Source organism: Shewanella putrefaciens, assembly GCF_016406305.1.
GTDB classification, from domain to species: Bacteria; Pseudomonadota; Gammaproteobacteria; order Enterobacterales; family Shewanellaceae; genus Shewanella; species Shewanella putrefaciens_C.
In genome coordinates this window covers 4,051,159-4,063,408 of record NZ_CP066369.1, presented here as the reverse complement: position 1 = coordinate 4,063,408, position 12,250 = coordinate 4,051,159, and the positions used below count along the sequence as shown (strand labels likewise).

Annotated in this window: 12 protein-coding genes; 7 read left to right on the top strand and 5 right to left on the bottom strand. The window is 48.9% G+C overall.

Annotation, left to right across the window (positions count from 1 at the left end):
- Nucleotides 1-231 precede the first annotated feature (231 nt).
- Genes JFT56_RS17670 through hemC form a run of 4 tightly spaced genes read right to left on the bottom strand, consistent with a single transcriptional unit; the run spans nucleotide 232 to nucleotide 4,314 of the window.
- Nucleotides 232-1,398 (bottom strand): heme biosynthesis HemY N-terminal domain-containing protein, encoded by a 1,167-nt coding sequence (locus tag JFT56_RS17670; RefSeq protein ID WP_198781294.1) that lies wholly within the window; start codon nucleotides 1,396-1,398, stop codon nucleotides 232-234.
- The gene (locus JFT56_RS17665) at nucleotides 1,395-2,576 is read right to left on the bottom strand and encodes a uroporphyrinogen-III C-methyltransferase (protein ID WP_198781293.1); all 1,182 of its coding nucleotides are present in this window, start codon (nucleotides 2,574-2,576) and stop codon (nucleotides 1,395-1,397) included. The genes JFT56_RS17670 and JFT56_RS17665 overlap by 4 nt, the downstream gene beginning before the upstream one ends.
- A 60-nt stretch (nucleotides 2,577-2,636) precedes the next feature.
- Nucleotides 2,637-3,377: a uroporphyrinogen-III synthase gene (locus tag JFT56_RS17660; RefSeq protein ID WP_198781292.1), complete on the bottom strand. Its 741-nt coding sequence runs from the start codon at nucleotides 3,375-3,377 to the stop codon at nucleotides 2,637-2,639.
- A gap of 4 nt (nucleotides 3,378-3,381) precedes the next feature.
- Nucleotides 3,382-4,314, bottom strand: a complete 933-nt coding sequence (hemC, locus tag JFT56_RS17655; RefSeq protein WP_198781291.1) for a hydroxymethylbilane synthase — start codon at nucleotides 4,312-4,314, stop codon at nucleotides 3,382-3,384.
- Between the two features lie 202 nt (nucleotides 4,315-4,516).
- Here hemC and JFT56_RS17650 point away from each other — a divergent pair, with 202 nt between their 5' ends.
- On the top strand, nucleotides 4,517-6,928 hold the full coding sequence (locus JFT56_RS17650) for a class I adenylate cyclase (RefSeq protein ID WP_198781290.1): 2,412 nt from the start codon (nucleotides 4,517-4,519) through the stop codon (nucleotides 6,926-6,928).
- Between the two features lie 126 nt (nucleotides 6,929-7,054).
- Here the strand turns inward: JFT56_RS17650 and cyaY are convergent, their stop codons facing one another.
- Nucleotides 7,055-7,384 (bottom strand): iron donor protein CyaY, encoded by a 330-nt coding sequence (cyaY, locus tag JFT56_RS17645; RefSeq protein WP_198781289.1) that lies wholly within the window; start codon nucleotides 7,382-7,384, stop codon nucleotides 7,055-7,057.
- 79 nt (nucleotides 7,385-7,463) lie between these two features.
- Between cyaY and lptM the strand changes: the two genes are divergently transcribed.
- From lptM to JFT56_RS17615, 6 genes are all read left to right on the top strand, one after another.
- Nucleotides 7,464-7,652 carry an LPS translocon maturation chaperone LptM gene (gene lptM, locus JFT56_RS17640; protein WP_420136004.1) on the top strand — a complete coding sequence of 63 codons (189 nt, stop codon included), beginning with the start codon at nucleotides 7,464-7,466 and terminating at the stop codon, nucleotides 7,650-7,652.
- Nucleotides 7,653-7,707: 55 nt separating this feature from the next.
- A complete protein-coding gene (gene lysA, locus JFT56_RS17635; RefSeq protein WP_198781287.1) occupies nucleotides 7,708-8,952 on the top strand; it encodes a diaminopimelate decarboxylase in 1,245 nt (414 codons plus the stop codon).
- A gap of 76 nt (nucleotides 8,953-9,028) precedes the next feature.
- Entirely contained in the window at nucleotides 9,029-9,856 is an 828-nt protein-coding gene (gene dapF, locus JFT56_RS17630) for a diaminopimelate epimerase (RefSeq protein WP_198781286.1), read from the top strand.
- Nucleotides 9,853-10,488: a DUF484 family protein gene (locus JFT56_RS17625; protein ID WP_198781285.1), complete on the top strand. Its 636-nt coding sequence runs from the start codon at nucleotides 9,853-9,855 to the stop codon at nucleotides 10,486-10,488. The genes dapF and JFT56_RS17625 overlap by 4 nt, the downstream gene beginning before the upstream one ends.
- Before the next feature lie 45 nt (nucleotides 10,489-10,533).
- The gene (gene xerC, locus JFT56_RS17620; protein ID WP_198781284.1) at nucleotides 10,534-11,469 is read left to right on the top strand and encodes a tyrosine recombinase XerC; all 936 of its coding nucleotides are present in this window, start codon (nucleotides 10,534-10,536) and stop codon (nucleotides 11,467-11,469) included.
- Nucleotides 11,469-12,185 (top strand): HAD-IA family hydrolase, encoded by a 717-nt coding sequence (locus JFT56_RS17615; protein ID WP_198781283.1) that lies wholly within the window; start codon nucleotides 11,469-11,471, stop codon nucleotides 12,183-12,185. Before xerC ends, JFT56_RS17615 begins: the two co-directional genes overlap by 1 nt.
- Nucleotides 12,186-12,250: the final 65 nt, after the last annotated feature.

The window sequence follows — 12,250 nt, the reverse complement described above, 5'->3', positions numbered from 1 at the left end:
AACTCTATTTAGTGTATATCAACTCTATATAGAAACATATTTATAACAAAATAATCTTGGAGCCTAGATAAAAACTTTAGTGAGAGGTAAAAAATTGTGGGTGAGGAGGAGCCCACACTGGATGAGTCAATCGTTTACGAGTGATGTTATGGCGAAACGCCGTAATCTGCTTATGCAAACTACGGCGTCTATATTGATGGCTGATTGTATAGTTGGCCTGATTGTATAGAGCTACACATTAACCGCTTGGCGATAACTTTGATTAGCGTGACCTTGTTCGCCTAGTTGCTCTTGAATACGAGCTAGTGCTAACCAAGAGGCCTTTGTGGGCTCGAGCCGACACACATTTTGCCAGCAGGTTTTGGCTTCTTTCATATCTCGCGTTTGCTGATATAGCTTGGCGAGACACATCTGGTAGTCAGCATTATTTTCGTGGGTCACTTCATGTTTCAGTAACTGTTTTCGAATTTCAATATCTTGGGCTGTCACTATCTCGGGGATGACTTGTAAAAGTGCTGATTCGGGAGACGTTCGCAACTTCTTGGAGAGCAGTTTCAGCGCTTGATCTTTGTGATTAAAACGGCACAAACCTATGGCATAAATCGCCAGATACTCAGACTGATTGCGTTCGCTGCGCGATAACCATTGCCAGCACTGTTCTAAGGCTTCTTCACCTTTGATAGAAGCGGCTTTGAGTAGGGCACTGTTCGTTGCTAATTCGAGTTCATTTAACTGGCTATCATTGAGGATTTGGCGCTTCTTTAAAATAGGCAACAATAGCTTAAGTGCATCCCAATCCTCTTGGGCTCGATATAACTCTAGGGCGAGTTTGAGCACCGGAGCCTTGCTCTTACTTGTCGGGGCTAATTTATCCAACTCGGCGCGTGCTAGGGTTAATTCCCCTTGTTTTAAGAGGTATCGAGTGCGGGTCGTTGCGACGGCATTTGCGGCAAGGGGTTGCGTAGCTGCACGGTCAAGGTATTGATCACGCTCGGCTATTTTATTTTGATACTGGGCAGCGCGGGCCGCCGCCAGTAAGTTAACGGCGGGGAGTTCACCGTTATCTGCGCCTTTTATCATAGCGCGTTCTGCTGCTGGCCAATCTTCTTCAGCCAGAGCGAGCGCACCCATTAAGGTATGTTTTTTGGCTGAGCGGCGGCGCCAATGGTAAGGGATAAAACGGCTGCGCAGCATCAGATTAATGGCGCTAATCACGAGCCATTCGAGCACCTGAAACACGGCATAAAATACAATTAAAGCTATGATCCCAAAGACTAAACTGGTCTCTATCTGATAATCACCCGCCGCAATATACACATAACCAGTATTGCCAACCAGCCAAGGGCTGATACAGAGCCCTATTAGCACAATTCCTAAGAAAATTAATATCTTGATCATAGTGGCGCATCCTCTGATGATGTCAACTCACCATAGCTGGTTAGCTGTAATAGCAGAGGTTTAGCGGCAAAGGATTTCAGGGTAATAGGGTCGAGCACAACTGTGGCTAGCTTATCGATTTCGGCGATGGCTTCGACCGTTTTATGGTCCTGAGTATCGAAGTAGGTTTGGATCCATTTGCGTGCCATCATCAACGATTGGTGATAGGCCGCTCTGTCATAGCGATATAACGCAAGTTGGGATTGCAGCAGTTTATGACGAATATTTTCCACCAAATACCATTGCTGTTCCGGTGCGAGTAATGCGGGGGCATCGGCGGTTCTGTGGCGTATGGTAATAAAATCTTGGGTTAACGCTTTCCACGTCTTGCCTAAGTTGCTCTGCCAGTCATTTAAATCGCCAGTAATGTTTGTATCTTCAGGGGTATCGGCTGCTGCATCGGCGCGATTAAGCGGCAATTTATCGAGTTGCTCAATTAAGGCATCGAGGGCTAATACACTGCCATCAATATCCGTGGTTTTAATGCTGGCCGTGGCAGCAATATCTTTCGCTAACGCCTTACGAATAGGCAGCAAAGCGGGATTGTTCATCGCGGCAATGGTTTCATCCGCGGACTTTAATAGATCGGTGGCGGTGCGGGGATCTTTCTCTAACCAAAGTTTACGGCCCGCCATATTCACTAGATATTCGGCTTCTGAGGCCATCCAATGGGTTGGGCTGCGCTGGGCGAGTTTATTGAGTCTATCCTGCAGCTGGTTTTGGTCTTCGGCCAGCTTTGCTAATTCTTGGAAAGTTTTGGCATCGTTCAGCTGCTGCTGTTCAAGCTGGCCAATACGTTGATTTGGCTGCAATAATGCTTGTTGTAATTGATCCTGCAGGGCAATATTTTTCGCATCCTGAACGAGCAGTTGTTGTTGTAGCTGTTGGTACAGCATAAAACCGCCACCAAGGGTGCAAACGGTTAAACCGAGCGCTAATAACACCCCAAAGCGAATCGCCCACGAGCTTCTCTTGGCGGCTGACGTTGGACTCGGTGCGGTTGATTGTGTGGCTTTAGCTGTTTTGGGTTCGGTGGATGACGCTGGAGTTGTGGACGTGTCATCGGTCGTTTCCGGTGACGCTATAATAGAAATGGCCTGTGATTCTGGGCTCTTTGCGTCGTGCTTGTTGTTATCCATTTAACAGTCCTTGAAAACATGCTACTGCCGAAATTCGAGTAAAATCGGGCTAAATAGCGCTTAGAGTTTAAGGGCGTTTAGCACGGCTTTGCTGTTGGCGGCATTGGCATTGGTGACTTGGGTTATACCAAAGGCGTGAGCTTGAGCTTCTACTCGGTTACTTGGGACTATGATATGACATGAGCGCAGCCATGCAAATAACTCTTTTGGCACTAGATTAATCAGGTTATCCAGCACTTCACCACTGGTCACCACAATAGTATCAATCCCGAAGGCTTGCCATTGTTGTACTAAGTGTTGTCCATCGAGCGGTGGGCAGGCCCGTTGATACACTTCCCAATAGCGCACATCTGCACCGCGCTCTGCCAGTTGTTCGGCAAGCGCTTCACGGCCACCTACGCCACGTATGATAGTAATCTGCTTAGCTTTAATATCTTGCAGCGGCGCGAGTGTGAGTAGACCTTCGGTCTGCTGGCAATCATCAGGAGCTTCGAGGGCTTCAATGCCGAGCTGATTTAATGCTTCCCAAGTCGCATGCCCAACGGCGAAGTATGGAATTTGTGGCCAGCCTTTGATTGGAGAATTCGCGGCTGTTAAGGCGTTATCAGCAAAAGTCACCGCATTGGCGCTGATGCAGATAATCATATCGGCCTGTGCCAAGGGATGTGGGGTATCGCTTGTTATGGGTGGCGTAGCTTCGACACACAGCAGAGGGGTGACCCAATGGCTAATGCCTCGCTCATTCAAGGCATCGACCATGGACTGATTGCGCCCCTCGGGGCGCGTCAGTAAGACTTTCATTGACTTAGGCTTTAGCGTAAACAGCGTCGAGAATGCCTTTTGCACCTTTGCTCAGTAACTCTTCTGCAAGGGCAACGCCTAATTGCGTGGCTTCGGTCTTAGGACCTGTGATCACGCCTTCGATGATTTCGCTGCCATCGGGGTTACCGACTAGGCCGCGTAGGGTCATCTCGTCACCATCGATTTCGGCAAAGGCGCCAATGGGTACTTGGCAGCCGCCTTCGAGGCGAGTGTTCATCGCACGCTCGGCAATCACACGGTAGCGCGTTTCTAAATGCTCTAATGGTGCCAGTAGCGCTTTAACGCGTTCATCGTTAGTGCGACATTCGATACCCACAGCGCCTTGGCCGTTAGCGGGTAAGGATTCTTCGGCCGAAATAAAGCTGGCGATACGCTCAGATAATTTCAGGCGGATTAAGCCGGCTGCGGCAAGAATAATGGCATCGTATTCGCCGTTATCAAGCTTAGCTAAACGTGTGCCTACGTTGCCGCGTAGATCTTTGATAATGAGGTCAGGGCGTGATGCGCGCAGTTGGCATTGACGACGTAGGCTCGAGGTGCCCACGGTTGCGCCTAGTGGTAATTCGCTGATCGATTTATATAAATTCGATACAAAGGCATCGCGGGGATCTTCACGCTCGCAGATCACCTCAAGGCCTAAGCCTTCAGGGAAGTCGACGGGCACGTCTTTCATGGAGTGCACTGCGATATCGGCCTGGTCTTCTAGCATGGCGACTTCAAGTTCTTTGACGAACAAACCTTTACCGCCTACTTTTGCTAGCGGCGTATCTAAAATCACGTCGCCCTTAGTGCTCATTGGCAATAGCTCCACCACAATACCGGGGTGAATGCGTTCTAATTCGGCTTTAACAAATTCAGCTTGCCACATGGCCAGCGGACTCTTGCGGGTTGCGATACGTATGCGGTTTTCAGACATGCCTAGTTTCCATCAAAGATCTTAGTTGCGCCAATGCTAACATTGGCTATTCGTTTATGTAAGGAAGCTCTATCGATTCTTTGAAGTTGGCTGTGTTCTAAATAGCCATAAAGTGTGACGAACTTCACGTTTGGTTGCTTGGGTTTGTAAAAGTGTTAACATGAGCACACTTCTCATAAGTATTTAAGCGTTGTGTTCTAGGATGGATCAGCAAGGCCTATTTCCTGATATTGCAGAAAGACTTAATAAGGTTCGCATCGCGCGAGCTTTGGCTTTGCTGTCGCCGTTACAAAAGCATTTATTCCATTTAATTCCCTTCCTGATCCACCAGAACAGCATTCAGTATCCCGGGTATCATGCTCCCAATACTCCCTGTGGTATTAAGGAATATTCAGCGGGTGTGCTCGAGTCGCATGCCTGCGATGTTGTTAAGTTGCCCTTTATGGCCCAAGAGCCTGATGTGTGTGCCTTCGAAGGCGTTTATGCCATGGGAAGTACCGCCAGCTTTGGCCAGAATACTAAGAGCGATGTCGATGTTTGGTTGGTATATAGTGCCGATTTGTGCGATAGGGATTTAGCCTTAATTCGCACTAAAGCCAATAGATTAACCGCATGGTTTGCCGAATATCAGTTTGAGGTGAACTTCTATTTAGTTCATTCGCAGCAGTTTAGTGGCGGTCAGGGGCGTAATGGATGCCAATCTTCCATGGCCCACGAGCACAGTGGTAGCGCGCAGCATTGGCTGTTGCTGGAGGAGTTTTACCGTAGTCAAATTCGCTTGGCGGGTAAAGCTATTGCTTGGTGGCCAGATGCTAAATTAAATCCTGATCTCTTGTATCTGGGGAATGTGCATGAATTACCCGCAAGTGAGTATTTTGGCGCCTCGTTATGGCTGCTCTACAAAGGCCTTGATAAGCCACACAAGGCCTTGATCAAAGTATTGTTACTCGAGGCCTATGCCAGTGAATATCCCCATTCGCAATTGCTCTGCGATCGCCTGTGGCAAAAAACGCTCGCGGGGGACTTTTCAACCGCGAATGATGCCTATTACTCCATCTATGAAGTCATTGAGGCCTACCTGTTAAAGCAAAATGATACCCGCCGGCTCGAGATCGCGCGTCGCTGCTTTTATTTAAAATGCGGGGTCTTTTTAAGTCGGCCAGATCAGGGCAAAGACTGGCGCTACGCCAAATTACAAAAGCTAGTGCAGGATTGGCAATGGCCCGAGAGTTTGATCCGCACCTTAGACGACTGTGAACATTGGCATAGCGGCCAACTCAATTGGTTTAACGATCAATTGAATGAGTTGTTATTGGCGAGCTACCAAACGCTATTGCGATTTGCATCGACCCACGAGCTAAATGAGGGATTGCGTGTCGAAGAGTTGGGGATGCTCACCCGCAAACTGCACACCTATTTTACCCAAGATGAAGATCAAATCTCTAAGCTGAATTTACTCTGGAGTCGTTCCGTTGCCGAATCGGAACTGACTATGGTCTCAAGCAGCCGTGAGAATCAATATTACCTGTACAGACAAGCACCAAAGCCACAGAACTTATTGGGTGAATCTGCCATATGCAAAGGTAAAACACCTTCGGCATTAATGATTTGGGCTTGCTTAAATGGTGTTTCCACCCCTGATACTAAATGGTATGAGTTAGGGCGGGGCAAAGTACAGTCGAAACGCCTTACCGAGGCCTCTAAGCGATTATTGAATTTTATTGACCATGATTGGCGAGTGTCCAAACGAGACCTATGCCAACCTTGGCATTTCAGAAAGCTGATCTTTGTGCTGAACCTAGACAATGATCCCACCACCCAATGGCACGGGCAGGAGATGATGGTCGATATGATGAATGCGAACGTATTTTCCCTTGGGCGTAAAAAGGAAAATATGCTCGGCGCCTTAGATGCGATATGCCTGAATAGTTGGGGCGAGTGGCAATGTCATCGCTTTGAAGGTGAAACCGCGGTATTACAAGCCTTGGCCTTTGTCACGCCAGGATTAAGGCGTGCGACTTTGCCCGTCGATATGGATGTGATCAGCTGCTCGCAAAAATTACGTCCCCAACTTAAATTAGCGGTAAAAAATCTGCTTATGCAAACAATGCGTTTATGTCAGCAGGCGCAGCAATCGAGCACTCTAGTTCAGCCGCTGCAGATAAGTCACACCCGCTATGGCATTTTCTTCAACCCACTGGGGATGGCGTATCAAGATTTAAGCGATGCAAAATCTTTCTACCAACAGTTATCCCGCAGTCATTTAGTGCAACTGCCACGGCCAGAATTGGGGGATGATCCTTTTTCGAGTATGCCTAAAGTGGTGCAGAATTATGCGGCTAAGGGATCTATCCAATATTTTCTACGTCAAAGGGTGGATAACTTAGATGTGTTTATTCTCGATGAGGAAAATCACCTGAGCCACTATGTACAGGCGGGATCGAACATGACTGAGCTAGTGAATAAAGTCAGCCATCACTATGTGTTTGGTGAACATTATGCTTCTAAGGCGCGGTTTAATATTCCGCAGTTTTTCCATCTGGTTCGGGTGGCGGGCGAGTTAACTGTGACACCCTTCGGTATCGATGTTGCCGATCAAGATCTTGAGTTTTAATAATATTTATAGTGAAAAATGGTTTTTGATCGCTCTTTATAACGCTTGATAACAACGGATGATAACAAGGAATGTCGATATAAATAGGGAAGCCAAGGCTTCCCTATTTATCTTGCGTAGCAAGGACTAGAAGCTAAGTTGAATGCCGCCCTGACGCTGGATAGACTCTTGCACGAATGGCATAAACTCTCCGCCGTTGCGTCCATCTAACCATTTCCCATCGACAAAACCGAAGTGATATCCACCAAAACGGGTGGCAACCCAGATCTCATGCAAAGGTTCTTGCTTGTTGATCACTATCTTAGAGCCATCCACAAATTCTAATTGCAGTACGTTGCCGCTGGCATCGATGTCGACGTCGGCATCTTGCTCATCAATCGCGGTTTCAATGGCATTCTCTATGGCTTGGAACATGTCATCGGCGAGCTGGTGAAATTCTGTATCTGTCATGGCCATGCATTTCTGTCCTTTGCTTTCGTCAAGATGGGTGCGATTATAAGGCCATTAGTCACCAGATGCACAGATGTTGAGAAAAATGAGACTGTTTTTATTGTTAATGCTTGGTAGCCTATTCATTACGGCATGCGGCCAAAAAGGGCCTCTGTATAAAGCACCTGCCGTTGAGGCGAGTCAAGCGACCGAAGCTGAAGTGCCTAAGACAGTGCCTGAGGCTGAAAAGATCAACACTGAAATTAACGCCATCGAAGCGGAAAAAACACAATAACCACCGCTAATTAGAATAATCAATACGACAACAAAGCGCAGTAAGGAACCGGACATTGGATCACTTTCTCTACCACAATAATACCCTGCATGCTGAAGGCTGTAGAGTGAACGATTTGGCCCAGACCTATGGCACGCCACTGTATGTCTATTCCCGCGCCACGCTTGAGCGCCATTGGCATGCCTTCGACAATGCCGTTGCAGATCATCCACATTTGATTTGTTATGCGGTTAAAGCCAATTCGAATTTGGCCGTACTGAATGTGCTAGCCCGCTTAGGTAGTGGGTTTGATATCGTTTCCGGTGGTGAGTTAGCGCGAGTGATTGAAGCGGGTGGCTCCCCCGATAAAGTGGTGTTCTCGGGCGTAGGTAAAACCGTTGCCGAAATGGAACAGGCGCTCAACCTAGGGATTTACTGCTTTAACGTTGAGTCGAGTGCCGAGCTTGAGCTGTTAAACCAGGTTGCCGGCCGTTTAGGCAAAGTCGCGCCAGTGTCCCTGCGAGTCAATCCCGATGTGGATGCGGGAACCCATCCCTATATTTCGACCGGCCTTAAAGAGAACAAATTCGGTATTGCTATGGATGAGGCTGAAACCGTCTTTGCCCGTGCCCATGCGCTGCCGCATTTACAGGTGAAGGGGGTCGATTGTCATATCGGCTCGCAACTGACTGAAATTCAACCTTTCCTCGATGCCATGGATAGGATGTTGGCACTGATCGATCGTTTAGCCGAGCAAGGCATAGTGATTGAGCATTTCGATGTGGGTGGTGGTTTGGGGGTCACCTATGATGCTGAAACACCGCCACACCCTGATGTGTATGCCGCCGCACTGCTCGCGCGTTTAGGTGACCGCAAGCTCAAGCTAATCTTCGAACCTGGCCGTGCGATTGCCGCCAACGCGGGGATTTTTGTCACAGAGGTGCTCTATCTTAAAGAGAACAGCGACAAGCGTTTTGCGATAGTCGATGGTGCGATGAACGACTTAATTCGCCCAGCACTCTACAGCGCATGGCAAAATATTATTCCCGTTAATCCAAGGAATGAGCAGACCTATGCCTTTGATATTGTTGGGCCAGTGTGTGAGACTGGTGACTTCCTCGGTAAAGACCGCCAGTTAGCCATAGCGGCGGGGGATTTGCTGGCGGTACGCTCGAGTGGCGCCTACGGTTTTGCGATGGCGTCGAACTACAATACCCGTCCTCGGGCCGCCGAAGTGATGGTCGATGGCGACAAGGCTTATCTAGTGCGCGAGCGAGAAAAACTGTCTCAGCTCTGGCAAGGTGAGCAACTCCTGCCGTAAACTAGAAAAATTATATTGATTCAGGCGCTTGGTTTCATATGTTATGAGCGGCGCCTCGGCTTAAAGGATAAGTATCTTGATTCAATTCACTAAGATGCACGGACTGGGCAACGATTTTATGGTGGTCGATGGGATCACGCAGAACGTGTTCTTTTCGCCTGAGCAGATCCGCCGTTTAGCCGATCGTAACTTTGGTATCGGTTTTGACCAGTTGCTCTTGGTCGAGCCGCCCTATGATCCCGATTTAGATTTTCACTATCGCATCTTCAATGCCGATGGAGGGGAAGTGGAGAATTGCGGTAATGGTGCCCGTTGTTTTGCCCGTTTTGTACGTAATAAAGGGCTGACAAATAAGAATAAAATTCGTGTTAGCACCTCATCGGGCAAAATGACGCTGCGTTTGGAACGTGATGGCACTGTGACCGTCAATATGGGCGTGCCTATTCTCGACCCCAGTCAAATCCCCTTTAAAGCCAAGAAGGCCGAAAAAACCTACCTGCTGCAAACCCCCCAACAAACTTTTTTATGTGGCGCGGCTTCTATGGGCAACCCCCACTGTGTGCTCGATGTGGAAGATGTTGCCAATGCTAACGTTGCCGAAATTGGCGCACTGCTGACCAAGCATGAGCGTTTTCCCCGTGGGGTGAATGTTGGGTTTATGCAAGTGGTGAACTCTGGCCATATCAAACTGCGGGTGTATGAGCGCGGCGCGGCCGAAACCTTAGCCTGTGGTACGGGGGCCTGTGCCGCAGTGGTTGTCGGGCAAGTTCAAGGGAAGCTCGACCAACAAGTGCGGGTGGATTTACCCGGTGGCACCTTAACCATCAATTGGGAAGGCGAGGGTAAACCCCTGTGGATGACCGGGCCCGCGCAACATGTTTACGACGGACAAATTCAGTTATGACAGAGCCCCTTATGCCGCAGACAGATGTGCCCTTCGATGAACTCCTCATTCGCGAGTATCTGCTCGATAATCCTGACTTTTTTAATCGTTATCCCGAGCTATTGTTAGCGATGCGTTTGCCCCATCTGGAACGTGGCGCTATTTCTCTGGTTGAGAGGCGACAGGAGTTGTTGCGCCAGCGAGTGGGTCAGCTCGAAGAAGAAATCACTCATCTGTTGGCGATGGCGGCGCGCAACGAGAAAATTTATCTGTTTAACTCTGAGCTGTCTTTTAAGTTGCTCAATTGTGCCGATCTGGTATCGCTTAAAGAGGTTTTAGCCGACAGCTTGAAGGATCAGTTTCATTTTACCCATGTGCGCCTTATTAGTGTGCTCGATGTCGACCTTGATATGAAAGCGATTTGGGAGCAACGCTTGCGTAAAGGTCACTATTTTGGCCGCGTGACGCAACAGGAAGCTAAACGCTTATTTGGCGCCGAAGTGGGCTCAGTTGCCTTAGTCAAGTTAGCCGAAGAGATCCCCGTTATCTTTGCCATCGCCAGCCAAGATGCGACCCATTTTCACCCCGATATGGACAATATGCTGCTGGAACAGTTACGGCGTTTGCTGGCTCATATGTTAGCTAAGCTTTGATTATTATCGAGTTAATGCTCAATCCCCACCGATAAGGAGCCCGATATGAGTGCACAAGCGAGCGATATATCGGATCCCAAGGTGGCGGATCCCAGTGAAAACTACCTGCAATCCTTTGAGCGTTACTTACATTCGGAGCGGCAGTTATCAGATCATACGGTGCGGAATTATCTCTACGAGTTACACCGCGCCAATGAATTGCTGCCAGATGGCATCAATCTGCTCAATGTCGCGCGTGAGCACTGGCAACAAGTGCTCGCCAAATTGCACCGCAAGGGGTTAAGTCCACGCTCCCTTTCATTGTGTTTGTCCGCGATAAAGCAATGGGGCGAGTTTCTGCTGCGCGAAGGTGTGATAGCCCTTAATCCCGCTAAAGGCTTAAGTGCGCCTAAACAGGCTAAACCGCTGCCGAAGAATATCGATGTCGATTCCCTAACCCATTTGCTGGAAATTGAGGGCACAGATCCCTTGAGTCTGCGGGATAAAGCCATCATGGAGCTGTTTTATTCCAGTGGCTTACGTTTGGCAGAGCTTGCGGCACTCGACTTAACCAGTGTGCATTATGAGTTAAGGGAAGTGCGGGTATTAGGTAAAGGCAATAAAGAGCGAATTGTGCCAGTAGGCCGTTATGCCATCAAGGCGTTAGAAGCGTGGCTCACCTGTCGAAGGCAAATCCCCTGTGAAGATAACGCCCTGTTTGTGACCGAAAAGGGCCGGCGTTTATCCCACCGTAGCATTCAGGCGCGCATGACTAAATGGGGCCAAGAGCAAGCATTGTCGGTGCGGGTGCATCCCCATAAGCTGCGTCATTCCTTCGCCACTCATATGCTAGAAGCGAGCGCCGACTTGCGGGCGGTACAGGAATTATTGGGCCATGCGAACCTTGCGACCACGCAAATTTATACCAGTTTAGATTTCCAACACTTAGCTAAGGTGTATGATAACACCCATCCTAGAGCGAAAAAACCACAGGATAAATAATGCGTTGTTACCTTAGACCCCAAAATATCCACGCGATCAGTTTCGATCTCGATGATACCTTGTACAACAACCAACCCTATATTTTGAATGCAGAAGCCGAGTTAACTCAGTTTTTGCATCAATCCTTTCCCCTCACCGCGGCGTGGCAATCCCAGGATTGGCGGCGGCTAAAACTGCTACTTTTACAGCAAATGCCCGAATTAGCCCATGATACGACGGCGGCAAGGGTGGCGACGTTGCGCCAAGGGTTGCTGCAACTGGGTTATAGTGCGAGTGAGGCCGAGCGCGGCGCTGCAGAAGGGTTAGCGTGTTTTTATTTTCATCGTAGCCATTTTCAAGTATCAAGCGACGTGCTCTCGTTACTTCGGCGCTTGGCGCAGCGTTTTAGATTGGTCGGCATTACTAATGGCAATGTGGATGCCGAGCGTATTGGCCTTGGTGATACGTTCGAGTTTGTTCTGCACCCAGGAAACGGTGTGCGCATGAAGCCTGCTAAGGATATGTTTGACCTCGCCTGTACTCGCTTAGGCATTCGGCCGGAACAACTGTTGCACGTGGGGGATAGCCTGAATGCCGATGTGCGGGGTGCGCGTTTAGCTGGCTGTCAGTCGGTGTGGCTGAACCCCAGTTTTGGTCAACTTGAGTCATTGCCGATAGCGGCACTTTTGCCCCATATGGAGATCGCCGCCCTAGGCTCGCTCAGCGATATTTTATGATCTTAAGCGAAGGCGTTGTTGGCGAGCGTTTTACTTAGCAGTACACTTTTGCCAACCTAAGGGTG